At 73.8% G+C, this 23,586-nt stretch carries 24 protein-coding genes; 7 read left to right on the top strand and 17 right to left on the bottom strand.

All coding sequences use genetic code 11. The annotated features are described in order from the left end of the window. The first annotated feature begins 75 nt into the window (after nucleotides 1-75). Nucleotides 76-1,698 (top strand): amidohydrolase, encoded by a 1,623-nt coding sequence (locus ACIDOF_RS36645; protein ID WP_409010592.1) that lies wholly within the window; start codon nucleotides 76-78, stop codon nucleotides 1,696-1,698. Nucleotides 1,699-2,010: 312 nt separating this feature from the next. On the opposite strand, the gene ACIDOF_RS36640 is transcribed toward ACIDOF_RS36645, so the two are convergent. The 3 genes from ACIDOF_RS36640 to ACIDOF_RS36630 all read right to left on the bottom strand — a co-directional run bounded on the left by ACIDOF_RS36640 (nucleotide 2,011) and on the right by ACIDOF_RS36630 (nucleotide 5,382). Further along, nucleotides 2,011-4,467 carry a DEAD/DEAH box helicase gene (locus ACIDOF_RS36640; protein ID WP_409010589.1) on the bottom strand — a complete coding sequence of 819 codons (2,457 nt, stop codon included), beginning with the start codon at nucleotides 4,465-4,467 and terminating at the stop codon, nucleotides 2,011-2,013. 72 nt (nucleotides 4,468-4,539) lie between these two features. Continuing rightward, nucleotides 4,540-4,839 carry a hypothetical protein gene (locus tag ACIDOF_RS36635; protein ID WP_409010588.1) on the bottom strand — a complete coding sequence of 100 codons (300 nt, stop codon included), beginning with the start codon at nucleotides 4,837-4,839 and terminating at the stop codon, nucleotides 4,540-4,542. A 9-nt stretch (nucleotides 4,840-4,848) separates the two neighbouring features. Continuing rightward, entirely contained in the window at nucleotides 4,849-5,382 is a 534-nt protein-coding gene (locus tag ACIDOF_RS36630; RefSeq protein ID WP_409010591.1) for a GNAT family N-acetyltransferase, read from the bottom strand. A gap of 229 nt (nucleotides 5,383-5,611) precedes the next feature. Here ACIDOF_RS36630 and ACIDOF_RS36625 point away from each other — a divergent pair, with 229 nt between their 5' ends. Then, entirely contained in the window at nucleotides 5,612-6,097 is a 486-nt protein-coding gene (locus tag ACIDOF_RS36625; protein ID WP_409010587.1) for a hypothetical protein, read from the top strand. 34 nt (nucleotides 6,098-6,131) lie between these two features. Here the strand turns inward: ACIDOF_RS36625 and ACIDOF_RS36620 are convergent, their stop codons facing one another. Together ACIDOF_RS36620 and ACIDOF_RS36615 are read right to left on the bottom strand one after the other, a co-directional pair. Further along, a complete protein-coding gene (locus ACIDOF_RS36620) occupies nucleotides 6,132-6,689 on the bottom strand; it encodes a DoxX family protein (protein WP_409010586.1) in 558 nt (185 codons plus the stop codon). A gap of 69 nt (nucleotides 6,690-6,758) precedes the next feature. Beyond that, nucleotides 6,759-7,208, bottom strand: a complete 450-nt coding sequence (locus ACIDOF_RS36615; RefSeq protein ID WP_409010585.1) for a nuclear transport factor 2 family protein — start codon at nucleotides 7,206-7,208, stop codon at nucleotides 6,759-6,761. 158 nt (nucleotides 7,209-7,366) lie between these two features. Between ACIDOF_RS36615 and ACIDOF_RS36610 the strand changes: the two genes are divergently transcribed. Both ACIDOF_RS36610 and ACIDOF_RS36605 read left to right on the top strand, forming a co-directional pair. Next, nucleotides 7,367-7,972 carry a PadR family transcriptional regulator gene (locus ACIDOF_RS36610; RefSeq protein ID WP_409010584.1) on the top strand — a complete coding sequence of 202 codons (606 nt, stop codon included), beginning with the start codon at nucleotides 7,367-7,369 and terminating at the stop codon, nucleotides 7,970-7,972. Further along, entirely contained in the window at nucleotides 7,969-8,778 is an 810-nt protein-coding gene (locus ACIDOF_RS36605; RefSeq protein WP_409010583.1) for an SGNH/GDSL hydrolase family protein, read from the top strand. The genes ACIDOF_RS36610 and ACIDOF_RS36605 overlap by 4 nt, the downstream gene beginning before the upstream one ends. Nucleotides 8,779-8,782: 4 nt before the next feature. Here ACIDOF_RS36605 and ACIDOF_RS36600 read toward each other — a convergent pair whose 3' ends face one another. The 5 genes from ACIDOF_RS36600 to ACIDOF_RS36580 all read right to left on the bottom strand — a co-directional run bounded on the left by ACIDOF_RS36600 (nucleotide 8,783) and on the right by ACIDOF_RS36580 (nucleotide 12,530). Next, complete coding sequence (locus ACIDOF_RS36600; RefSeq protein ID WP_409010582.1) at nucleotides 8,783-9,022, bottom strand: hypothetical protein; 240 nt, start codon at nucleotides 9,020-9,022, stop codon at nucleotides 8,783-8,785. A 95-nt stretch (nucleotides 9,023-9,117) separates the two neighbouring features. Next, complete coding sequence (locus ACIDOF_RS36595; RefSeq protein ID WP_409010581.1) at nucleotides 9,118-9,399, bottom strand: hypothetical protein; 282 nt, start codon at nucleotides 9,397-9,399, stop codon at nucleotides 9,118-9,120. Nucleotides 9,400-9,509: 110 nt separating this feature from the next. After that, on the bottom strand, nucleotides 9,510-10,433 hold the full coding sequence (locus ACIDOF_RS36590; protein WP_409010580.1) for an LLM class F420-dependent oxidoreductase: 924 nt from the start codon (nucleotides 10,431-10,433) through the stop codon (nucleotides 9,510-9,512). Nucleotides 10,434-10,515: 82 nt separating this feature from the next. Further along, nucleotides 10,516-11,415, bottom strand: a complete 900-nt coding sequence (gene rbsK, locus ACIDOF_RS36585) for a ribokinase (RefSeq protein WP_409010579.1) — start codon at nucleotides 11,413-11,415, stop codon at nucleotides 10,516-10,518. Continuing rightward, nucleotides 11,412-12,530 (bottom strand): LacI family DNA-binding transcriptional regulator, encoded by a 1,119-nt coding sequence (locus tag ACIDOF_RS36580; protein WP_409010578.1) that lies wholly within the window; start codon nucleotides 12,528-12,530, stop codon nucleotides 11,412-11,414. The genes rbsK and ACIDOF_RS36580 overlap by 4 nt, the downstream gene beginning before the upstream one ends. Nucleotides 12,531-12,677: 147 nt before the next feature. Here ACIDOF_RS36580 and ACIDOF_RS36575 point away from each other — a divergent pair, with 147 nt between their 5' ends. Beyond that, the gene (locus ACIDOF_RS36575) at nucleotides 12,678-13,625 is read left to right on the top strand and encodes a nucleoside hydrolase (RefSeq protein WP_409010577.1); all 948 of its coding nucleotides are present in this window, start codon (nucleotides 12,678-12,680) and stop codon (nucleotides 13,623-13,625) included. After that, nucleotides 13,622-15,076: an MFS transporter gene (locus ACIDOF_RS36570; RefSeq protein WP_409010576.1), complete on the top strand. Its 1,455-nt coding sequence runs from the start codon at nucleotides 13,622-13,624 to the stop codon at nucleotides 15,074-15,076. Before ACIDOF_RS36575 ends, ACIDOF_RS36570 begins: the two co-directional genes overlap by 4 nt. A gap of 291 nt (nucleotides 15,077-15,367) precedes the next feature. Here the strand turns inward: ACIDOF_RS36570 and ACIDOF_RS36565 are convergent, their stop codons facing one another. From ACIDOF_RS36565 to ACIDOF_RS36535, 7 genes are all read right to left on the bottom strand, one after another. Next, nucleotides 15,368-15,856, bottom strand: coding sequence for a DUF6099 family protein (locus tag ACIDOF_RS36565; protein ID WP_409010575.1), 489 nt, complete (start codon nucleotides 15,854-15,856; stop codon nucleotides 15,368-15,370). 219 nt (nucleotides 15,857-16,075) lie between these two features. Further along, complete coding sequence (locus ACIDOF_RS36560; protein ID WP_409010574.1) at nucleotides 16,076-16,438, bottom strand: nucleotide pyrophosphohydrolase; 363 nt, start codon at nucleotides 16,436-16,438, stop codon at nucleotides 16,076-16,078. Beyond that, the gene (locus ACIDOF_RS36555; protein WP_409010573.1) at nucleotides 16,431-17,672 is read right to left on the bottom strand and encodes an AAA family ATPase; all 1,242 of its coding nucleotides are present in this window, start codon (nucleotides 17,670-17,672) and stop codon (nucleotides 16,431-16,433) included. The genes ACIDOF_RS36560 and ACIDOF_RS36555 overlap by 8 nt, the downstream gene beginning before the upstream one ends. 106 nt (nucleotides 17,673-17,778) lie before the next feature. Next, a complete protein-coding gene (locus ACIDOF_RS36550) occupies nucleotides 17,779-18,177 on the bottom strand; it encodes a cell division protein SepF (protein ID WP_409010572.1) in 399 nt (132 codons plus the stop codon). A gap of 187 nt (nucleotides 18,178-18,364) precedes the next feature. Further along, nucleotides 18,365-19,582, bottom strand: a complete 1,218-nt coding sequence (locus ACIDOF_RS36545; protein WP_409010571.1) for a helix-turn-helix domain-containing protein — start codon at nucleotides 19,580-19,582, stop codon at nucleotides 18,365-18,367. A gap of 193 nt (nucleotides 19,583-19,775) precedes the next feature. Next, nucleotides 19,776-21,344 (bottom strand): DUF6801 domain-containing protein, encoded by a 1,569-nt coding sequence (locus tag ACIDOF_RS36540; protein ID WP_409010570.1) that lies wholly within the window; start codon nucleotides 21,342-21,344, stop codon nucleotides 19,776-19,778. 163 nt (nucleotides 21,345-21,507) lie between these two features. Continuing rightward, on the bottom strand, nucleotides 21,508-22,110 hold the full coding sequence (locus ACIDOF_RS36535) for a hypothetical protein (protein ID WP_409010569.1): 603 nt from the start codon (nucleotides 22,108-22,110) through the stop codon (nucleotides 21,508-21,510). A gap of 434 nt (nucleotides 22,111-22,544) precedes the next feature. On the opposite strand from ACIDOF_RS36535, the gene ACIDOF_RS36530 reads away from it, so the two are divergent. After that, a complete protein-coding gene (locus ACIDOF_RS36530; RefSeq protein WP_409010568.1) occupies nucleotides 22,545-23,549 on the top strand; it encodes a hypothetical protein in 1,005 nt (334 codons plus the stop codon). Nucleotides 23,550-23,586 lie beyond the last annotated feature (37 nt).

Below are 23,586 nucleotides of genomic sequence, written 5' to 3'. Positions count from 1 at the left end.
CCCCTCGTACGTCCGCACCATCCGCACCCCTCACGCAAGGAACCGAGCACCGTGCCCCAGCCGCCCGCCCGCCCGCTGTCCGCCGCCGCCGACACCGTCCTGACCGGCGCCCGCGTCCGCACCCTCGACCCCGAGCGGCCGTCGGCCACCGCGGTCGCGGTCAAGGACGGCCGGATCACCGCCGTCGGGGACGCCGCGGACGTACAGGACTGGCGCGGCGCGCACACCGAGGTCGTCGACCTGGGCGGCGCCACGCTGACGCCCGGACTCGTCGACGGGCACAGCCACCCCGTCCTCGGCCTGGAGATGGCGACCGGCCTCGACCTGTCGGGCTGCCGCGACCTGGACGCCCTGCGCGCCACGCTCGCCGACGCCGCCCGCACGGCCGCGCCCGGCGAATGGGTCCTCGGGTACGGCCTCGACCACAACACGTTCGGCGGGCGCCCCGTCCACCACGACCTGATCGACCCGGCCCTCGGCGGCGTACCGGCGTTCCTGCGCCTGTACGACGGCCACTCGGCGCTCGCCAGCGGCCCGGCACTCGCGGCGGCGGGGATCGACGGGCCACGGGAGTTCGCGCAGCGCGCGCAGGTGGTGTGCGACCCGTCGGGGCGGCCGACGGGGCACCTGGTCGAGATGGCCGCGATGGACCTGATGCAGCCGGTGCTCCCGGCCGAGGACCCGTCCGTGCGCCGGACCCGGCTCCTGAAGCTGCTGCACGACATGGCCGCGACCGGACTGACCGGCGCGCACGTCATGGACCTGCAGGGCGTCGGCGTGCTCGACCTGCTCGCGGGCTGCGAGGAGGAGGCGGGCGCGCTGCCGCTGCGGCTGCGGATCCACCCGTGGTGCATGCCCGGCACGGACCGGGCGGGCCTGGACCACCTGGTCGAGCTGCAGCGCGAACGGGGACTGCACTGGCGGGTCGGCGGCGTGAAGTTCTTCATGGACGGCACCGTCGAGGGCGGCACGGCCTGGCTGGAGCACGCCGACTGCCACGGCCAGGGCACGGACGCGTTCTGGCCCGACCCGGCCGCGTACACCGCCGCCGTCCACCACCTCGCGCGGGCCGGGGTGCGCACGGCGACGCACGCCATCGGGGACGCGGCCGTACGCCATGTCCTCGACACCGTCGAGGAGTTGACGGACCCCGGGGCGCGGTCGCTGCACCGGATCGAGCACATCGAGACCGTGCCCACCAGCCAGCTGGAGCGGTTCGCGCGGCTCGGCGTGGCCGCGTCCATGCAGCCCACGCACACCGCGTACACCCGTGCCGACCACACCGACGAGTGGTCCCTGCGGGTCGGCGAGAAGCGGGCCGGGCGGGCGTGGCGCTGCCGCGACCTGCGGGACGCCGGGGCGACGCTCGTCCTCGGCTCGGACTGGCCGATCGCCCACTACGACCCGCGCGAGGTCCTCGCCACGGCCCGCCTCCGCCGCCTCCCCGGCCGCCCGGAGGTGGAACCGGTCCTGGCGGAACAGGCGTTGACGGCCCTGATGGCCCTGGAGGGCTACACGTCCCACGCCGCACGGGCGACCGGCGAGCAGGACATCGCGGGCCGGATCGCGCCGGGCTGCCGCGCGGACCTGACGGCCTTCACCGTCGACCCGGTCGACGCCCCGGCGGACGAACTGGCCGAGGGGCCGGTCGCGTTGACGATGACGGGCGGGCACATCACACACCGCGGCCAGGGCTGAACGCGCGTCTGCCGCGGGGCTGTTCGCTGCTCCTCGCTGGCGGTGCGAGGCCCGGCCGGGCACCTTCCCCTCTGCTCGACACGGCACGCCCGCGTGGGGTCGAGCTTGGCGAACGCCGGGGAGCTGCGGGGCGGGTGGGGTGTGCTGCTCGGGCTGCCCCCGAGGGCGGGCGTGGCCTGTTGAGGGCTACTCCAGGGCAGGCGAGACGCGGTGCTCGGGCCCCCGGGGCGGGGCGTGCTGCTCGGGCCACCTTTTGGGGCGGGCGCGGCGCGGTGCTCGGGCCACCCCGGGGTGGGCGGGGCCTGTTGAGGGTTACTCGCGGGGCTGCTGGGGGGCCGGTCTTGCGGTCGACTCGGCAATCGGTCCTGCGGTCGGCTCGGCGGCCAGTCCTGCAGCCGGTTCTGCAGTCGGCCCGGCGGCCGGTCCGGCAATCGGCCCGGCAGCCGGTCCTGCAGTCGTACCGGTGGCCGGTGCCGGAGGTGCCTTGTCAGCCGGTTCTGCGGAGGGCTCGGGGGCCTCGCTCGCGTCGCGCTGCGCGGCCGGCTCGGCTTGCGTTGTGGGTGGTTTCGGTGCACCGCCGTTCGCCGCGACGCCCAGCCGTGCCTGCTCCTCCTCCACGATTCGGCGGGCCAACTCCGCGTCCGTGAGGTCTGTTTCCGTGGCGGGGGCGGCCGTGGTGTCCGTCGCGGCTGGGGTGGATTCGGCGACCGTGCTGCGGCGGGCGTAGGCGTCGAAGAGGCGGGTCTTGTCGGCGAGCATCCGGACCATGCGCTCGTCGACGCCGCCCGTGGTGAGCAGGCGGTGCACGTGGACGGGCCGGGCCTGGCCCATGCGGTGGGCGCGGGCGACGGCCTGGTGCTCGATGGTCGGTTTGATCTGGGGTTCGCAGAGGACGACGACCGACGCGGCCTGCATGTTCAGGCCGACGCCCGCCGCCTGGATCTGCGCGAGCAGCACCGCGGGCCCGCGTACGGCCGCGAACGCGTCGACGGTCTGCTGGCGGCGGCCGGGCGGGACGCTCCCGGAGAGCGGGCCGAACACGGGCGCGTCGGCCTCCGGGTCCGCGGCGAGCGCCTCCTCGACGGCGGCGAGGACGTCCTTGAAGTACGAGAAGACCACCGTCTTCTGCCCGTTGGCCTCGGCCTCCTCGACGATCTCGCGGAGCCGGCCGAGCTTGGCGGATTTCTCCGGACGGGCGTACGCGGCTCTGCGCATCGCCATGAAGTTGCCGTCGATGACGGCCTCGCGGTACGCGTCCTCGTCGGCGGCGCTGGGCGTCTCCCACTCGTCGGTGTGCTGGAGGCTGGGGAGTTCGGTGAGGACGTCGTCCTGGTTGCGGCGCAGGTAGACCGGGGCGACGGCGCGGCGGAAGGCGACCGAGCCGACCAGCGCGTCCTTGTCGCCGAGGGCGTCCGCGACGTCGCCGTCGAGCATCCGGACCAGGTTGCGGAATTCGGCGGGGCGGTTCTCCATCGGCGTGCCCGTCATGAACAGCACGCGCTCGCAGCGTTCGGCCCAGCGGGCGACGGACTGGGAGCGCAGGGCCTTGGGGTTCTTGACGGTGTGCGCCTCGTCGACGACGAGCAGCGCGACCTCGTCGCCGCCCGGCACGGGGAAGCCGCGCAGCGCGTCGAAGGTCGTCACGGCGACGCCGCCGCGGCCCTGCCAGTCGTCGAACGCCTCCTGCCGGTCGGGGCCGTGCAGGACCGTGGGGCGGAGCGTGGAGCGGGCCTCGATCTCGCGGGTCCAGTTGACGAGGACGCTGGCGGGGCAGACGACCAGGAAGCGGGACCGGCCGTCGGCGGCGAGGTGGGCGAGGGCGGCGATGGCCTGGATGGTCTTGCCGAGGCCCATCTCGTCCCCGAGGATCACCTTGCGGCGGGCGAGGGCGAAGCGGGCGCCGAAGGCCTGATAGCCGCGGAGGGAGACCCTCCGGTGGGTGTCGTCAAGGCCCTGCGCCCGGACCTGGTCGGCGATCTCGTCCGGCAGGAAGCCCTCGGCGGCGGCCGCGTCGGGGGCGCGGCCGGTGATCTCGGCGAGCAGGCTGTAGTACTCGGCGGAGCGCAGCTCGAAGTCGACCCAGGCGGCGATGTCCGTGCCGGGGCCGCGCAGCAGGTCGACGGAGGCCTGCGCCAACTGCTCGTGCACACCGGCCTGTTCGGCCTCGTCGACGAGCGTGCGCAGCTCGGCGACGGCTGTGAGCGCGCGGCTCTTCTTCTCCCGCCCGGCGAGCAGCATCCGCAGCCGTCCGGCGGCGGGCCGGGCGTCGTCGAGCAGCGGGCCGAGCCGGGCGTCGAGTGCGCCCGCGGCGTCCACGGCACGCCGGGCTTCGGGTCCGGCCTCGACCAGGACGTGCAGCGCGCGGACGAGCTCGGTCGTACGGGGCTCGGGGCGGTCGACGTCGATGTGCACGGCGACGGTTTCCCGCGCGGCCTCGGTGAGGCGGCGTACGGCGGCGAAGATCTGCTCGACGGTGCGCTGCCCGACCCCGGGGAGTTGCCGCAGGCGGTACGGGCCCGCCTCGACGATCTGCCCGACCGTGCGGAAGCCGCCGTTCTCCACGCTGCCGAGGCGGAGTCTGCCCTCGGTGAGCTCCTGGAGCCGGGCGACGGGGATGGTGCCCAGCTCGCGGGCGACTTCCTCGTCGTGGAGCGGCGCGAGTGCCGTGCGCACGGTGTCGACCGCACGGGTGTGGTCGGCGAGCAGCGACTGCGCCGCCGCGCGCAGCCGCGCCGCCCTCGCGACGACCTCCCGCTCATCACGCCCCACGTGCCCTGTCCCTTCCGTTCGGTGCGGGCATCCTCTAATTCGGTCTCGTCGGCTTCGTCGGTCTCGTCGGCCTCAGTCGTCCTCGTCGTCGAAGCTCCAGCGCACGGAGACCTCCGCGGTGGGGGCGAGGGCGTGCACGGTCCGGCGGGCGGCGTTCTCGATGCGCTCGGACCACTCGCCGAAGCCGGTCACGATGATGGGGTAGTCGCTCTCCACGAAGACCCGGCCCCCGGCGACGTCCTCCGAGACGGCCACGTCTCTGTCCAGGTCGTGCTCGGCCGCGAACCGGCTCACGGCCGCGGACACCCGCTGCGTCTCCTCGCCCGGCCGCAACCCGGACATTTCCATACTGAGTCCCACTGAGATCGACATGCCCCCAACCTACGTGCCGCCACTGACAGTTGAGCCTCCAGGCGGCAGCGGCCGTTCCGGTTGCCAGACGTAGCGGACGTCCGGCTCCCGTTCCTCGTTGCGGTGGCCGTCGGTCCACTCCACGGCGACGAAGCCGTGCCGCTCGTAGAAGCGCCGCGCGGGCGCGTTGACCTGGAACGTCCACAGCGCGAGCCCGCCCGTACGCCGTTCCTTGGCGAGCTCGACGAGCCGGTCCCCGATGCCGCGCCCACGCCAGGGCGGGTCGAGGTACAGCTGGTCCACCTCGTCGCCGTCCAGGACGAGCAGCCCGACCGGCGCACCGTCGACGACCGCCGCCCAGGTCTCCAGTTCCGGTACGACCACCGCCCGGAACCAGGCCCGCACCTGCTCGTCGGCGTGCGCCCGCCGCACCCCGGGCAACGCGGCGGCGAACGAGCGCAGCCAGACCTCGGCCAGCCCGTCCGCATCACCGCCGACGGCCCGCCGAATCACAAGTGAGCCGACCTCCGGCCCGCACCGCTTCACGATCTTGCCCTGCTGCATCTCCACGCGCCGGATACTCGCAGCCCGATGACAAATCGGCACCCGAGTTGCCGCCCACCGCGCGAGCACCGGCGTCCGCCATGAATGCGGCCGCCCAACTCCCTTGACCTGCAAGGGAGTGCGACACTGGCCCGGCAGCCGCACCACGCCGGACTGCGGAGTTCACGTTTCGGGGGAAGTCGTCATGCGGACGCGGGGAGAAGGACGTGCGGCACGAGGAGCGGCGGTCTTGCGGGGCCTCCTGCCGGTGACGGCGGCGGGGCTGGCTCTGTCCGCCTGCGCCCACCCCTTTCAGGACCTCGGTCCGTTGCCGCCGCGCCCGACCGCGCCCGCGCCCTCGGCGGAGCGTGTCGTCGCCGACCTGACGTCCGCTCTGGCCGCGGAGGGTGTCGCGGTGCGGCGTCGGTCGGCGGAGGAGATCTCCACCACCTGCACGGAGCATCTGTTCGGCCGGGCAGACCCCGCGACCGCGGAGTCCGACGTGAAGGCCGCGTTCGCCCGCGTCCGCTCCGACGACGGCTGGCGCCGTGTCCGCCCCGTCTCCGGCTCGGCGCTCACGCACCGCAAGGGCAACTGGACGGTGACGACCGACCTCCGGGCCGTACGTACGGGTGTGCAGCCGGGGTCCTTCGCCGTGACGCTGATGTGCGACGCCTTCGAGTCGAAGCGGAGGGACGAGACACGCGCCCCCTCCGCCCCGCATCCCCCGCGATGAGCCCGACCCCGCGCCCCGCCCTGCCCCAGCCGTCCTACCCCTCGCCTTCCTGCTTCCCCTCCCCCTCCTGCTCCCCCTCCCCCTGAGCCGGCAGCGCGCGTTCTCTGCGGGCGACGACCACCGCCGCCGCCAGGGCGCTGCCCGCGAAGGCGAGGAGGAGGGTGGCGGGGCGGTCGAGGCGGTGGCCGGTGAGGTGGTCGAAGGAGTAGCGGCCCGGCCCGGCGAGGCCGACGCCCGCGGCGACGAGGCCCAGGTAGGCCGGGTACTCGTAGCCACCCTGCATCGCGAAGAACCCGGCCGGCCGGTGCACCGCAACTGCGCCCGCCATCGCGCCCGCGGCCGCCGCGCCCGCCGCGGGTGTGGCCGCGCCGATCGCGAGCAGCGCCCCGCCGCCCGCCTCGCCGAGGCCCGCCGCGATCGCGCTCTGCCGGCCGGGGCTGAACCCCATGGCCTCCATGGCCTGCGCCGTACCGTCGAGCCCGCCGCCCCCGAACCAGCCGAAGAGCTTCTGCGCGCCGTGTGCGGCGAGCACTCCGCCCGTGCCCAGGCGGATGGCGAGGAGTCCGAGGTCTTTGCGGTTGAGGCAGCCCATGTCATGGTCCTTACAGAGGCGGAGGCAGTCCTTCCAGCCAGTGTTCGCCCGGCCCGAGCCGCCCGCCACTCAGGCCGTCCGGGCCGGGGCGAGCCCGTCCGCCACGAGGCCCGCCAGCACCGCCTCTCCGAGGGTCTGTACGGCGGACTGCGGGCGCACCATCACCGTGAACTCCTTGACGCGGCCGTCGGGCGCGAAGTGCAGCAGGTCGATGCCGTGGATCTCCCGGCCGTTCACGGTCGCCCGGAACAGCAGCACCGTCGACGGGCACTCCACCCCGTCCGCACTGGTCTCGGCCGCCCCCGCGTACCGGCCCACGTACCGGAAGTCCTCGAACGTGCGGATCAGCACACCGAAGAGGCCGCGGACCGCGGACCGGCCCTCGAACGGCGTGAACTTCACCGGGCTGTAGAGGCGTACGTCCTCGGTGAACAGCTCGTCCAGGGCGCCGAGTTCGCGCTTGTGGACGGCCTCCTGGAAGCGGTCCGTGGTGCGCTCGGGCGTCAGCGTCGTCGTCACTGTGGCTGCTCCTCACTGGCCATAGCCATAGCCATGGCCATCGTCATAGTCATGAATGTGACTAGTCAGTTTCTTGAGTATCATGACGGTCTCACCTCTGACCAGAGCCAGAGCCACCACAGGCCACAGGCCCGTACGGACACGAAGGAGCCGAGCCCATGACGTTGCGCCATGCCGTGCTCGCGGCGCTGCTCGACGAGGAGCGGAGCGGGTACCAGCTGGCCAAGGCCTTCGACCTGGGCGTGGCCAACTTCTGGTACGCGAAGCCGCAGCAGCTGTACGCCGAGCTGGCCCGGCTCGAACAGGGCGGGCTGATCTCCGGACGCGAGGTCGTCCAGACCGGCCGGCCCAACAAGCGGCTGTTCACCGTCACCGGCGCGGGGCTCGCCGAGCTGGAGAAGTTCACGGCCGCCGCCGCCAAGCCGTCCGTCCTGCGCGACGACCTGATGGTCAAGGTGCAGGCCGCCGGCCGCGTCGACACCGGCACCCTGATCGCGCAGCTCACCGAGCGCATCGGCTTCGCGGAGGCCAAGGTCGAGCTCTTCGAGCGCCTGCTGCGCACCATGCGCGGCGACCGCACGGAGGAGGAGTTCCTGCGCGACGGCAGCCCGATCGGCCCGTATCTCACCTGCCTGCGCGGCCTCGCGTTCGAGCGCGGCAACGTGGAGTGGTGCGAGCGCGCCGTCGCGGTCCTGCGCGCCCGCCGTGACCAGGACGAGGCGGCCTCCCGGAGCAGCCTCCCGGAAGGGGACGACCACCGATGACTGACCCCGCGGCACCCCAGCCGTACGTGCGGTACGTGGCCCTCGGCGACAGTCAGACCGAAGGGCTCGGCGACGGCGACGAGACCGTCGGCCTGCGCGGCTGGGCCGACCGCCTCGCCGAGCAACTGGCCGCCCACAGCCCGGAGTTGACGTACGCGAACCTGGCCGTGCGCGGACGGCTCGCCGGGCAGGTGCGCGCGGAGCAGCTGGACGCGGCGCTCGCGCTGCGGCCCGACCTGGCGACGGTGGTCGCGGGCGTGAACGACGTGCTGCGGCCGCGGTGCGACGTGGACGCGGTGGCCGGCCACCTGGAGGCGATGTTCGCCGCGCTCACCGCGCAGGGAGCCCGCGTCGCGACCCTGACGTTCCCCGACCCGGCCGGCCTCACCCCGCTCGCCCGGCCGCTGAGCCCGCGCGTGGCCGCGCTCAACGACCGCATCCGCACGGCCGCGCACCGGCACGGCGTCGTCGTCGCCGAGACCCACCGCCACCCGGTCGTCGCCGACCCGCGCCTGTGGAGCCCCGACCGGCTGCACGCGAGCCCGCTCGGCCATCTGCGCATCGCCGCCGCCGTCGCGCACGCCCTCGCCCTGCCGGGCAGCGACGCCACCTGGACGCATCCGCTGGAGCCCGCCGAACGCCCCTCGGCGGTGCGCGTCCTCGCCGCCGAGGTCCGCTGGACCGCGGACTTCCTCGGCCCGTGGCTCCGCCGCCGCCTCACCGGCCACTCCTCGGGCGACGGCCACACGGCGAAACGCCCGCAGCTGACGCCCGTACGGAGGGAGCAGCCGCCCGCGGCCGGCTGAGCCGCTACTCCGCCGGGTCCTCTTCCACCTCGCGGGAGGCCTTCTGGACGTCCTCCTCGACCGACTTCCGGCTCCGGCCCGTCGCCTCCGCGTGCCGGCCGATCGCGGCCTGCGCCTTCTCGACGGCCTGCCGCCATCGCTCGCGCTGCGCCTCGTAGTCCGCGCCGGAGAGACCCGCGAGCTTCGCCCGCTCCTCGTCCGCGAAGCGTTCCAGCTTGATCAGTTCATCCGGAATGTCAGCCACACCCGAATCCTAAGGACCCGGGACGCGGCGCGCGATCGTACGGAAGAGCCCCGGCCGTACGGGAGATCCGCCGCCGTACGGACGCGGGGTGGCGCTCAGCGTGCGAGCAACCCGAGGAGTCCGGGCGCGAGTTGGCCGGCGCAGGCCGCTGCGAGGCCCATCAGCAGGCCCGCCAGATGCAGGACGCGGCGGCGGGACACGTCGCCGTGCTGTGCCTCGCGGACCAGCCCGACCAGGGCCACGGCGGCGGCGACGGCGCCCGCGGTGGTCGCGTCGAACCAGTTCACGGCGAGCACCAGGAGCGAGGCCGCCCCGACGGCGAGGCTGCACCCCGCGTGTATCCAGTGCGTGGCACCGCCGCTGCGCACCTTGTTCATGGGTCCCCCTCGCCCTCGCCGCCCGCGAACGCCGGGCGCGTACGGCGCGACACCCTAGCGAACGGGGCGGCGAGGGCCGGGACCGGGCTCGGGCTCGGGGGCCGCCGGGCTCAGGACAGCTGCGACTGCACCTGCGAGGAGATCAGCTCCAGGTGGTCCAAATCGTCCAGGTCGAGCATCTGCAGGTAGACGCGGCTCGATCCGGTCTCGGCGTACCGGCCGAGCTTGTCGACGACCTCCGCGGGCGAGCCGGCCAGGCCGTTGGCGCGCAGCTCCGTGACATCGCGGCCGATGGCCCGGGCCCGGCGGGCCACCTCGGCCTCGTCCTTGCCGACGCAGACGACCAGGGCGTTGGAGTACACCAGCTCGTCGGGCCGCCGGCCGATCTCCTCGGCGGCGGCGCGGACCCGGCCGAACTGGCGCTCGCTGTCCTCGACCGACGCGAAGGGAATGTTGAACTCGTCCGCGTACCGGGCGGCGAGGCGCGGGGTGCGCTGCGCGCCGTGGCCGCCGACGAGAACCGGGATCTTGTCCTGGGCGGGCTTGGGCAGCGCGGGCGAGTCGGCGAGCCGGTAGTGCTTGCCGTCGAAGTCGAAGGTCTCGCCGACCTTGGTGCCCCACAGTCCGGTGACGATCTCCAGCTGCTCCTCGAGCCGGGCGAACTTCTCCTTCGGGAAGGGAATGCCGTACGCGGTGTGCTCCTCCTCGAACCACCCTGCGCCCAGGCCGAGTTCGACGCGGCCGCCGGACATCTGGTCGACCTGCGCGACCTGGATGGCGAGCACGCCGGGCAGCCGGAACGTGCCGGCCGTCATCAGCGTGCCGAGCCGGATGCGGCGGGTCTCCCGGGCCAGGCCGGCCAGGGTGATCCAGGCGTCGGTCGGCCCGGGCAGGCCGTCGCTCGCTCCCATCCGCAGGTAGTGGTCGGAGCGGAAGAAGGCGTCGAAGCCCAGGTCCTCGGTGGCCTTGGCGACGGTGAGCAGAGTGTCGTAGGTGGCCCCCTGCTGGGGCTCGGTGAAGATACGCAGATCCATGGAGTCCATCCTGCATGGTGCCTGCACCGGCCCGCCCGACGCCGAGGCCCAGCGCTGCACGGTCCCTCGACCCTGCAGGCCGTCAGCCCTGTGCGGCCAGGAACGCCTCCACCTCGTCGCGGGACGGCGACGACGGCTGCGCTCCGGTACGGGTCGTGCTGATGGCCGCCGACGCGCAGGCCCAGCGGGCGGCCTGCTCCAGCGTGCGGTCCTCGGCGAGGGCGACGGCCAGGGCGCCGCAGAAGGAGTCGCCCGCGCCGGTCGTGTCGGTCGGGGTCACCCGGAACGCGGGGATGTGCAGGCTCGCCGTGCCTTCGAGGAGCAGCACGCCGTCCCCGCCGAGGGTGACGACGACGGCGCCCGCACCGCTCAACTTCCGTGCGGCGGCCACGATCTCGTCGACCGTACGGGCCTCCGGGGTGCCGGTGAGCGCGGCCAGCTCGGTGCGGTTCGGGACGAGCAGGTCGACCTTCGCGGGCGGCACGGCGCCCTCGACGGCGGGGGCCGGGTTGTAGAGGACGAGCCCGCCGGCCAGGCGCGCGGCGGCGTGGTTGGCGGCGTCCGGGACCTCCTGCTGGAGCACGGTCACCTTGGCCGCGGCGAGCGAGGCCGCCGCGTGCTCGCAATCGGCGGCCGTGAGGCGGGAGTTGGCGCCGGGGCTGACGATGATGGAGTTCTCGCCGTCCGGGTTCACGGCGATCAACGCACGGCCGGTGGGCACACTCTCGGTGCGCTGGATGTGGGTGGTGTCCACACCCTGCGCGCGGGCGGCGTCCACCAGCACGTCGGCGGCGGCGTCGTCGCCCACGCGTCCCACGAAGGCGACCTCGCCGCCGAGCCGGGCCGCGGCCACGGCCTGGTTGGCGCCCTTGCCGCCGGGGTGCTGCACGATGTCCCCGCCGAGGACGGTCTCCCCGGGGACGGGGTGGTGCGGCACCGGGGCCACGAGATCCAGATTGAGACTTCCGATGACGGCGATCACTGCGCCTCCTCCAGCCTTGCGGTCACGTTCTTGCCTGCTGCACTGCGCTGCCCGGCACTGTCCTGCCCTGCACTGTCCTGCCCTGCGCCCGGCCCGTCCCCCTCGGACGGCGGGGCGCTGGACTCCCGTACGACGAGGTCCGGGGCGAGCCGTATGGAGCGGTGTCTGCGGGGGCCCGCGTCGGGTGGGCGGCGCAGCAACCGGGCCGCCTCGGCGGCGAGTTCGGCCACGGGCTGACGGACCGTGGTGACGCCGGGGGCGGACAGGGCGGCCATCGGGATGTCGTCGAAGCCGGTGACCGCGACCCGGCCGGGCACGTCCACGCCGCGCTGCTGCAACCGCTGCAGGGCGCCGACCGCGATCAGGTCGTTCGCGCAGACCAGCGCGTCCGGGCGAGCGTCCGGGCGCCGCTCCCAGAGCTCGTCGACGGCGGCCCGGCCCCACTCCACGGAGAAGTCGCCGAGCAGCACCCGGCCCGGCGCGTCCGGGTCGAGCGCGCCCGCCCCGTTCTCGTACGCGAGCCTGCGCTCGGCGGCCGCGGAGGCCGTGCCGTCGGCGCCGACGAAGCAGACGCGGCGGCGGCCGGTCGCGGCGAGGTGGTCGAGGACGAGGGCCGTGCCCGCGGTGTTGTCGACGGCGACCGAGTCGGCGAGGCCGGTGCCGCAGCCGCGGTCCATGAGGACGAGCGGGACCCGTTCGGCCGCGGCGGCCACGGCGGTACGGCTGCGCCGCTCGTGCGCCGGGATGACGAGGAGGGCGTCGACGCGGCGGGCGAGCAGGTCGGCGATGTGCTCGGCCTCGGCCTTCGGGTCGTCGTCGCAGTCGGCGAGCAGGACGGCACGGCCGTCGGCGTGCAGGGCGTGGGTCAGCTCGCGGACCAGGGCCGGGTAGAAGGGGTTGGTGATCTGCGGCAGGACCAGGCCGACGGTGCCGGTGGCGCGGCTGCGGAGCGCGCGGGCGGCGTGGTTGGGGCGGTAGCCGAGGCGTTCGGCGGCGGCGCGGACGCGTGCGGCGGTCTCGGCGCCGACGGGGCGGGTGCCGGCCAGGACGCGGGAGACCGTGGCGACGGAACAGCCCGAGGCCCGGGCCACGTCGCGCAGCGTCGCGTCGGTCACGCCCGGCTCCGTCCGTTCGTCCAGCAGGTTCCGGAAAACGTTATCAGCCGTTCAGCGCTGTCTCCGCTGTCTCGCTTTGACAGAATTCGGACCCCTGGCCATCCTCCCCGGAGAACGTTTTCCGCCGGTGGACAAAGAGGTTCCGCGATGCCCCGAAAGATCATCCTCGACTGCGACCCCGGGCACGACGACGCCATCGCCCTGCTGCTCGCGCACGGCAACCCGGACGTCGAGCTCGTCGCCGTCACCACCGTCGTCGGCAACCAGACCCTGGAGAAGGTCACCCGCAACGCCCTCTCGGTGGCCCGCATCGCGAACATCACCGGCGTGCCGTTCGCCGCCGGCTGCCCCCGTCCGCTGGTCCGCGCGGTGGAGACGGCGCCGGACATCCACGGCGAGTCCGGCATCGACGGCCCGGTGATGCCGGAGCCGACGCTCGCACTCGACGAGCGGCACGCCGTGGACCTCATCATCGACACGGTGATGAGCCACGAGCCCGGCGAGATCACCCTCGTACCGACCGCGGGCCTCACCAACATCGCGCTCGCCGTGCGCAAGGAGCCGCGGATCGCGGAGCGGGTGCGCGAGGTCGTCCTGATGGGCGGCGGCTTCCACCAGGGCAACTGGAGCCCGGTCGCCGAGTTCAACATCAAGATCGACCCGGAGGCGGCGCACATCGTCTTCAACGAGCGCTGGCCCGTGACGATGGTCGGCCTCGACCTCACCCACCAGGCCCTGGCCACGCCCGAGGTGGTCGAGCGGATCGCGAAGGTCGGCACGAAGCCCGCCGTGTTCGTGACCGAACTCCTGGACTTCTTCGGCGCGATGTACCTGGAGGCGCAGGGCTTCACCGCGCCGCCGGTGCACGACCCGTGCGCGGTCGCGTACGTCATCGACCCGGACGTGATGACGGTCCGCAAGGCGCCCGTCGACATCGAGCTGACCGGTTCGCTCACGCTCGGCATGACGGTCACGGACTTCCGCGCCCCGGCCCCGGCCGACTGCCGTACGCAGGTCGCCGTGGACCTGGACCACCAGCGGTTCTGGGACCTGGTCGTGGACGCCCTGCAGCGGATCGGCGAGGTGGACGCGTGAACTCCCCCGCCACGAGCCCCACTTCGGACGAGACGCCCGGCCGGAACGGGAGCGGCCGCCGCATCGCCGTACTGATGACGGCCCTGCTCGCGGCGTGCTTCGCGTTCCAGCTGAACGCGAGCATGCTCAGCCCGGCCCTGAAGAACGTCGAGGAGTCGCTGGGCGCGACCGCGGCCGAGGTCGGTCTGACGCAGACCGCGTTCTTCACGTCGGCGGCACTGTTCTCCCTCTTCCTGCCGCGCCTCGGCGACCTCGTGGGCCGCCGCAAGGTGCTCACCGGGATGATGGCGCTGATGGTCGTCGGCTGCGTGATCGCGGCGCTCGCGACGAACGTGCCGCTGCTGTTCGCCGGCCGGGTCGTGCAGGGCGTGTCCGGGCCGACGGTGCCGCTCTGCCTGATCATGCTCCGTCACGAGGTGCACGACCCGAAGCGGTACGGGCTGCTGCTCGGCGTCGTCACCGCCGTCAACGGCGGCATCGCGGGCGTCGACTCGATCGCGGGCGGCTGGCTCGCCGACCACTTCGGCTTCCAGTCGGTGTTCTGGGCGATGGCCGTCGTCGCCGCGCTCGCCGCGCTGCTCGTCGCCACGCTCACCCCGGAGTCGGTGGCGTCCCGCGCCGACGTCGACGTGCCGCGGATGGACTGGCCCGGCGTCGCCCTGCTCGTCGTGTCGGTCGGCGCGGCCCTGATCGCCCTCAACGAGGCGGGCAAGCTGGCCGCGGCCAACTGGGGCCTCGTGGCAGGGCTGTTCGCGCTCTCGGCGCTCGCCTTCGCGCTGTTCTGGCGTACGGAGAACCGCAGCCCGCACCCGCTGGTCGCCACCCGGCACCTGCGGCGGCGCTCCACGTGGGCGCTGCTCCTGACCACGGTCCTGACCATGACCGGTGTGTTCGCCGTGATGAACGGCCTGATCCCGGCGTTCGCGCAGGACGCCGACGCGGGCCTCGGCATGACCGCGGAGGCCTCGGCGTGGTGGACGCTCACGCCGTACGCGCTCGCCGGCCTCGCGATGGGCCCGCTCGCCGGGCGGCTCGCCGCGACGTACGGGTACGGGCGGATCCTGCGGATCGGGCTGATCGGGGCCGCGGCGATGGTGGGCCTGATGATCGTCACGCTGCAGGGCGAGTCGCGGGCGCTGCTTCTGGCCTCGTCGATCCTGATCGGCGTCACGTACGCGGGCATCGGCAACATCGTCCTGAACGGCCTCGGGATCGTGCTCTCCCCGCGTGCGAACCCGGGCTTCCTGCCGGGTCTGAACGCGGGGGCGTTCAACCTGGGCGCGGGGTTGAGCTTCGCGGTCCTGTACGCGGTCCAGACGGCGTTCCAGCCGGACGATCCCGCCTCGCCGGCGGGCTACACGGCCGGGATGCTCGCCGGAGTAGCCCTCCTCGCGGCGGCGTTCGCGACGTCGTTCCTGATCCCGAAGCCGGTGGAGGCGGAGGAGTCCTGACCACTCCCGGCTCGGGGGCTCCGCCCCCGAACCCCGGCTCCTCAATCGCCGGAGAGGCTCCCATCTTCGACCGACCCGCCGTGGGTGGGCACAGCGGCCGGAGGGATGTCGTGCCCCGACAGGGGCGCGGGGAACTGCGCGAGCGGCCACGACGGCGCCGCAGGCTTTCGGGAAGGGGCGGGGAGGGGAAAAGATCGAGCCCGAAGGGTGAGGCAAGGGGCCAGGGCGGAAGGCCCGGCAGCAGGTGCGGAGCAAGGGGGACGGGCCAGGGCCCGTGAGGAACGTCCGCGTTCAGGGAGGGGTCCGGGTGTCGGGGGTCGACAGGCCCTCGCCCCGCTCGTCGCTCAACGCGATCCGCCGCAACATCTCCAGCACCCGATCCCGCGACTCGTCCGCGGCATCGATCGCCTCGACGCAGCTCCAGTAGTGCTCCTCCCCCTCGGCCGAGCAGCACACCCCGACCAGCGCGATGCCCACTTCCCCGAGCAGCCCGCCGAGCCCGGTCAGCGTGGCCCTCGGGTCGCTGATCTCGGTGAGGTGGGCCGCGCGTATCGCCGCCGTACCGGGGTGGGCGGCCGCGAGGGCACCGCAGCCGCGGCCGCTGACCTCGCTCAGGGCGAGCCCTTCGCCGCGCAGGGGCGGCGGTCCGCCCACCGCGAGGCGGCTGCCGATCGCCTGGGCGAGCGCCTCTGCCTGCCAGGCCTCCGTCATGAGGGACGCCGCGTCGTGGCCGCGGGCGAGCGCCCCTCTGGTCTCCCTGATGAGTTGCACCGCGTCCATCTGCCGTCCCCGTTCCGCCGTGGCGCGTGACCGCCCGCCTGCTCGAACTGCCGCTCCCCGCAAGTCCGTTGGACCGGATCGTACGGATGCGTACCGACAGTCGATCAGTCAGCTTCCATCACACTCTTCCAGTCCACTACCCAGAGTGAAGGTAATCAGACCAAAAGACCAGGGGAATACGGAAATCTCTGGACAGAAACTCGAATCCAGCGCTGTCGATCACTCCGCAGAGTGACGACGAGGGATCTTCGGCTCGGCCGAACCCACCGGAAAACGCTGCTCGTTGCGCTCGATCTTCGCGGCCAGCGCGGCCAGCGCGTCGATCCCGAGCACTTCGCAGAGCTGCAGCAGATACGCGAGGACGTCGGCCACCTCGTCGGTCACGCGGTGGGCGTACTCGGTGTCGTCCATGACGTTCGCCGACTGCTCGGGCGTCAACCACTGGAAGATCTCGACGAGTTCGGCGGCCTCCACGCTGAGCGCCGACGCCAGGTTCTTCGGGGTGTGGTACTGCTGCCAGTCGCGCGCCGCGGCGAACTCCGCGAGCCTGCGCTGCAATTGCTTCACGTCCAGGTCAGTCACGTCTCAGGTCTACCACCTCCACCCCGTCGACCCCGCACGCCCAGGAGGCGTCGCTCACGGCCCCGAGGAGCCGTACGTCCGCCCGCCCGTCCCCTCGTACGCCCGCTCGTACGCCCCCGGCGCGCGCGGCGAGTTCCGTGAGGCGGCGGGACTGGGCGGGGTCGAGGGCGCGGGCGAAGCCGTCGGCGAGGACGGTGAGGGGCGCCTCCGGGTGCGGCTCCCCGGGAGGCGCGGGGGCGAGGACGCCGCGCCCGGCGACGAGGACCAGGGCGAGGCCCAGGAACCTCAACTCGCCGTCGCCGAGCCGTGCGAGGGGCGTCGCGGGGCGGCCGGGCCCGCGGTCCAGTACGCCGCGCACCGTGCCGTCGCCGAGCACCTCCAGGACCACGTCGGCGACCGGTCCCGCGCAGCCGGGCCCGACGGCGGCCACGAGCGCCGCGTGCCGGGCCCCGCACTCGGCGCGGGTGCGCCGCAGCACCTCCGCGAGGTTGTCGCACCCGGACCGCAGCACGCCGTCGCCGACCGGGGCCGCGGCCCGCATCCGCTCGGGCAGCGGGTCGCAGGGGAAGACGGAGCGCAGGGCGACGACGACCTGCTCTGCGGCCTCGAGCACCCGGCGCTGCGCCGCCGTACTGCCCGCGACGCGCAGCGGGACGAGAGCCGTGCCGAGGCGGTCGTCGGGGAGCGGGGCGCGGATCACGGCGCTGTTGCCGGCGGTGTGCCAGGCGGCCTGCACGACGTGGGTGGAGGGGTCGCGCAGCGCGGTCTCGAAGAGCACGCCCCACGGCGCGGTCAGCCGCTCGCCGACGACCCGCAGATCGGGTTCGGCCTGTACGGCGAGGTCCAGGCGTACGGGTCCCGCGGGGCCGTCGGTCGTGCAGCCGATGCGGAATCCGCGGCGCCGCTGCCGGTCTGGGCGGGCGCGTTCCGGTACGCAGGCGGCGGCGTCGGGGAACGCCTCGTACACGCTGCGGCCGCGGCCGAGCCGGGCGAGGGCCTCGTACGCCTCCAGAGCGCTGGACTTGCCGCTGCCGCTGGGGCCTTGGAGGAGCGTGACGGGGGCGAGCGGGAGCGCGAGCCCGCGGTGCGCGCGGAAGGCGGAGAGCCGCAGTTCGGTGAGGGCAGGGCGGCGTTCCCGGCCGAGATCGGGGGCGGGTGCGAGTTCGGGTTCGGGTTCGGGTTCGTGGGGGTCGGCCTCGTCCTCGGCCGGTTCGCGCTCGGGGAGCACAGTCATGGCGGGGACGGTACGCAGGGCCGCTCGTGCGGAACCGTTCCGTCCGGAGACGGTTCGCACGAAAGGGGCAGGCGCGGCTCGTACCGGCGCGGAGCGGCTGGTTCCGTCAGCCTCGGGGGGCCGTCGCGCCCTCCTCGGCGGAGCCCTGCACGTCCGTGCCGGGCGGGGTGAGGAGGAAGACGTTCCGGTCGACGCGGTGCATGCCGCTGCCGAGGCCCATGACCACGCCGCTGCTGAAGTCCAGTACGCGCTTGGCGACTTCGCTCTCCGCGCCGGACAGGTCGAGCAGCACCGGGATCTCGGCCATCAGGGTCTCGGCGACCTCGCGGGCGTCCGCGAAGACGTTGACCCGGTGGACGACGAACTGGCGCCGGTTGTCGGGCTGCGCCTCCGGCATGGCCCGGTGGCCAGGCCAGGACGGCCACTCGTTGCTGCTGCGCAGCGGCACGACCTGGGCGAGCCCCTCCCACTGTTCATCAGTGGCGTCGTGGCCGTAGCTGTTCACTGCCCCACCCCGTCCGGGCTCGCACTCGTTGTCTGTACCGGCCAATTCTTACGCCAACTCACCCGTTCGGCCCAACTGCGACACGGATGGGGCGGCGTGCGGTCGGGCTGCGCGTCATTTCGGCCTTCCCGCCGTCGTGGTTGCTCGCGCCCCGCGGCGGAGCCGCTGATGTCACAGCCCCGCACCCCTAACGGGGCCCTTTGTCCGCACCGCCCTGCACATGTCGTGCCCGCAACGCCGCCTCGATCGCGAAGCGGTGGGTCGGGTCGTCGAGTTGGCCCGGGAACAGGGTCGTCAGGGTGCGGAGGCGGTAGCGGACCGTCTGGGCGTGGACGCCCAGGGTCTCGCCCACCTGTTCCGCCGTGCCGCGGGTCGTGAGCCACGCGTGCAGCGTCTCCGCGAGGCGGGCGCGGCGGGTGCCCGACGCCTGGTCGAGCGGGGCGAGTTCGCGTGCGGCGAGCTCCGCGACGAGCGCCGGGTCGGACAGCAGCCACAGGGTGAGCAGGTGGTCGGCGCAGTCCAGGTACCGGGCGGAGGGCACCGCGCCCTCGTCGACGAGCTGCAGCAACTGCCGTGCCCAGCGCAGCGAGTCGGCCGCCTGCGCGGTCGGCACGGTGAGCCCGACGACCAGCGGGACGGCGGCGGCGACCACGTCGAGGGCGGCCTGCCGTTCGGCGGTGAACGGGCCGGGCAGGAGGAGGTGGGGCTGCGGGGCGCCGAGGTCGGCGAGGACGTCGGGCGCGAGGCCCGCGCTCACCTGTTCGGGGACGGGGTCCCGCAGGGCGACGAGCGTGACTCGGTCGGGCAGCGGCCAGCCGCCCTGCTCGCAGAGTTCGCCAATGGTCGAGTGGGTGAGCGGCGTGCCGGCGAGCAGCAGGTGCAGGAGCCGTCTTCGGTGCACGTCGGCGGGCGAGCCGACCCGGGCGAGGGCCTCCGTGTAGCCCTCGCGGGAGAGCGCCGCCAGCTCGTCGACGTAGGTGAACAGCGCGTCGGCGAAGGTGAGGAGGAGTGTCGGGGAGAGGTCGTAGCGGTGGCCCACGGACTTGGCGCGGCGCAGGGCGACGCGGGCGCCGAGCCGGTAGGCGCCCTGGAGGGTTTCGATGTCGCGGCCCTCGTACGCCTCGACGCGGCCGAAGGTGCGCAGGATCTCGTCGCGGGCCGCGGTGGACGACGTGGGGTCGGCGATGCGGTCCACGAACGCGGTGAGGCTGCGCTCCACGCCGAGCCGGATCGAGCCGGCGTTGGGCCCGTTGAGGAGTTGCGCGTACTCGGGGAAGGCGCGGATGACGTCGACACCGATCTCGTGGACGAGACTGGGCAGTTCGGGCCGCATGATGGCCGCGAACTCCCTGGGCAGGTGCCCCATGGAATCGTCCACGTCCGACGACTGAGCTGGCAGGGACATGATCCGGTCCTTGCTGTCAGGGCTCCCGGTGGGGGGACACGGCCCACGGGGGCGGCTGGGTGGCCCCCTCGTACGCCGTCAGGTGCGAACCGATGGCTACGTCCTGACGCTAGAGCACCGGGTGTGTGGTGTACACCACAGTTCCTGGAGATGGCTGTAATGCGCAGGTTCCCGAAGGCCGGGGCGGGGCGCGTCAGTCGGGGGGCAGGGTCAGGCTCGGCAGGGGCGGTACGACGGCGGGGCAGCCGGGCCTGCCGACGCCCGCGGGCGAGCAGACCTGGGCCTGGTTCATGGCGATGCTGTTGCCGGGTCCGCTGATGGCCGCGGTGAACAGGGCGTCCAGGTCCTCGCCCGCGGAGCCGCAGCCGGAGAAGCGGGGGATGTCGACCTTCGCGGTGAGCAGGCCGCCCTGGAGGACGTTCTTGTAGCTGCCCGTTCCGCCCGGGCCGAAGGAGCCGCGCAGGGTGACGCGGTAGGGCTTGGCTGTGCCGCACTTCGAGCCGACGTCAAGGGGTGTTCCGTTCACTTTCACGTCATGGATGCGCAGCCGCTGCTCGAAGCTCGCGAAGGCGTAGTTCTGGCTGCTGGGCGGGGAACCGACCGTTCCGGTGCCGATGCTGATGGGTCCGGTCTCGAATCGGACCTTCGCGGTGACCGGGGTGAAGCCGAAGGCGAGGAACGCGGTCTCGGCGTCCGGGAGTTCGAGCGTGCCGAGCGAGCCGAAGCTGGTGTAGAGCGGCTTGCCGACGGACGTCACGATCCGCTTGTTGGCCCAGATGTTCATGAGCGCGGGCTCCCGCCCCGGATCGTTGATGATCATCGACCCGTCGAGCTTGCGCACGGTGCCGAAGCCCACGGCGTACGCGCACACCGGGGCCTGGGAGCCGACCGGCGGGCGCAAGACCGTGCCGGGGAGCGGAGGCGGCGCGTCCGTGAGGTCGACCTCGCCCTCGGGCCACTCGTCGGGGCAGCCGTCGACGGGAGCGGCCGCCTTTCCTCGCCCGCCCACGTCGATCCCGGCACCGGGCTCGTCGGGGTTCGGCTCCTCCCCCGGCTCTTCCGTGCCGGGGCCGCCCGGGCCGCCGTCGCCCGGGCCGGGTCGTGCCGTCACCTCGGCGAGCAGCCCGTCCTGCCCTTCGGCGAGGGCGCAGGTGAGGGTGACGGATCCGGCCCCGTCCCCGGCACCGGCGTCCCCCGACGGGCCGACGGCCAGGGCGAGTTCACCCGCCGTGAAGGCGACCTCGCCCGGTGCGCCGACCGTCACGGACGGCACCTGCCCGGTGTGGTCGAGCCGCAGCTCCCCGCCCTCGGCCGGCACGGGGGTGGCGTCAGGGGTGGTCAGCGGCGCCCAACTCGTCTGCGCGCTCTCGTCGTTCTGCCGGACGCGCACGGCGAGCGCGGCTTCCCCGGTCACCGCCGTCGTGCCCTCGGGAAGGAGAGGCTCCAGCTCGTCGTACGGGAGGGTCGCGCTCAGGTCGACCGGGCCCGGCGCGATCGGCTCGCCCGGGTCGACGGCGGCGGGCGCCCGTGTGCCCACCTCGACCGTCGCCCGCGTGCTCCCCGACGGCGCGCCCTCGGGGAGGGGGCAGTCGTAGGCGAGGGCGACCGGGGGGCGGGCCTCGTCGGCGCGCGAGCCGGCGCCGGAGGCGAGCCCGGCGACCAGGACGGTCGCGGCGACGACCGACAACCGCCGGGCGCGCAGGGCGCGTCGGGGCCGGACGGGGCTGCTCGGCCTCGTCGCCCTCCCTGGTTGCGGGCTCATCGCGGTCCGCCTTTCGCCGTCGGAGCGGGGTGGTCGTGGGGGCGTACGGCTCGGCGTGCACAGCACGGAGCGGGTGCACGGCTCGGGCGTACGGCTCGGGTCCGCCGCCGGGCGCGGGCCCGGCGGCGGAGGGGCGGGCCTGCGGCCCGGTCGTGCGGGTGGGTCACGGCGAGGTGATCTCCTGCGGGGAGTTCAGGACGTAGTCGCCCACGAAGTCCGCGTGGTCGCCGGGATTGATCAGGCCGAGGCAGTTGGCGTCGTCCTCGGCGGCGAGGGTGCCGCCGCCGGTGACGTGCAGGGTGTCGGTGCTGTTCTGGAACCAGCCGCCGACGCTGCCCGAGAACGTCGCCGTGCAGGAGAAGCCCTCGATACGGGCCCGGATGCCGGTGATCGTGCCGTCGGCGCGGTCGGTGCCGCTCATGCCCGTGACGTTGATCTTCCACGGGAGGCTGGCCGCGTCCGGGGTGACCTGGAAGTCGATGCCGCCCACCTGGCAGCCCTCGAACGTGATGCCGTCGATGTCGCCGATGCCCTCGCCGGCGAGACCCGAGCCGCTCTTCAGGGTGCCCGTGGCCGTCGAACTGGTGCATTCCAGAACGGCGTTGGGCACGGTCAGGGTCGGCGCGGTGGCCGTGCCGGTGAAGGCGCCGCCGGGCGTGACGGTGTACGTGGCCTGCGCGGTGGCCGAGGCCGAGGTGACGGTCATGCCGAGCGCCGCGGCGAACGCGGCAGCCGCGACAGCGGTGTTTCTGGCGATCTTGCGCACGGTGATTCCTCCATGGGGTGTCGTACGGGGCCGTACGGGACGTACGGGAGAGAGGTCGTACGGAGAGAGGTCGCCGGCCGGCGGCGGACAGGCCTGCCGAAACGCGACGTTACGAGCAAGTAACCGGGCACCGCAATGCCAGAAGGCCAAATTCCGGGGCGTCCGGAGAAATCGTCGAATTGTTTGTCGGCGGTGACGCAGTGCGCCGTTCCTGGCTTGTCAGCGGGTGAGTGAATTTCCGGAGCGTCGCGCGAACACTCACCAAGTGAGCATCCAGGAAAGGGATTTGCTCACTGCGCGACAAACAGCCGAGTAATGTAATAACCGTCAGCAAGGCCATTGCCGTAGCCGGTTTCCCGTGAGTAACGTCGCGATTCGCGTGCACCGACCCCGAGTTCGGTCCGCTCCCCCTCGACTGCGAAGGGAATTCCGCCATGCCTTCTCTCAGACGCGCTCCGTCCCGGGCCGCGCGCGCCGCCGCCGCGGCCGCCGCCTCGACCGCGCTCGCGCTGCTCGCCGCCGCGCCGCCCGCGACGGCCACGACGCCCGCAGGGTCCGCAGGGGCCACGGGGGCCGCGTCGGAAGCCGCCGAGGACGTGCAACTCAACGGCGAGTGGGGCCCGTTCACCCGCTGCCCCGTGGACGACCCGGCGATGCTCGCCGCCGACGGCGCCACCGACACGGCCCTGTGCATCGCGTCCCGCTCCGCCTCCGGCAGCATCAAGATCGGCAACCAGACCGTGCCGACCGGCGCGACCGACCTCCAGGCCGGCGTCGTCACCCACCCCGGCGCGACGTCCACGGTGGTGCCGCCCGCCGGGGGTGCGCTCGTCGCCGACCCGGCCCAACTGCCGGGCGGACTGCTCGGGTTGATGTGCCCGAGCGACATCCCGCTGGTCAGCGACATCTGCCGGCAGCTCACCGACGGCAGGCTCAACCGGGTCACGGCCACCGTGGAGTCCGTCGGCCGCCCCACCGACTTCAACCTGCTCGCCGGAGTGGTCGCGGGCCGGCCGATCCTGACGGTGCCGGTGCGGATCAAGCTGGACAACCCGTTCCTCGGCGACCGCTGCTACATCGGGTCCGCGTCCGAGCCGATCCTGCTCCGGCCGCAGAACGCCACCGCCCCCACCGTGCGCACCGCCCGCTTCGCCGGCGACGGCACCGCCGACCCGGCCGGGCCCCTCAACCGCCTCTCGGCGAGCGGCGCCGACCAGCAGGACACGACGTACGCGGTGCCCGGCGCGAGCGGCTGCGGACTGCTCGGCACCCTCGACTGGGCCGTGAACCTCAAGACCGGCCTGCCGGCCGCCGCGGGCGCCAACGCGGTCCGCCTGGACAGCGCTTCCACCTCCGTCGCCGCCTTCGCCGCACCCGGCAGCGTCGCGCCCGAGCAGGGGCGGCTCCTCTCCCGGTACTGGCACTCGGCCGTGCGCTGAGAAACGCGACCCGGGCGGCTTCCGCACAAAGGAGGTG

Source organism: Streptomyces sp. Da 82-17 (genome assembly GCF_046098215.1).
Classification (GTDB): Bacteria; Actinomycetota; Actinomycetes; order Streptomycetales; family Streptomycetaceae; genus Streptomyces.
The sequence above is the reverse complement of the archived record's forward strand: the minus strand, read 5'-3'. Positions and strand labels throughout refer to the sequence as shown.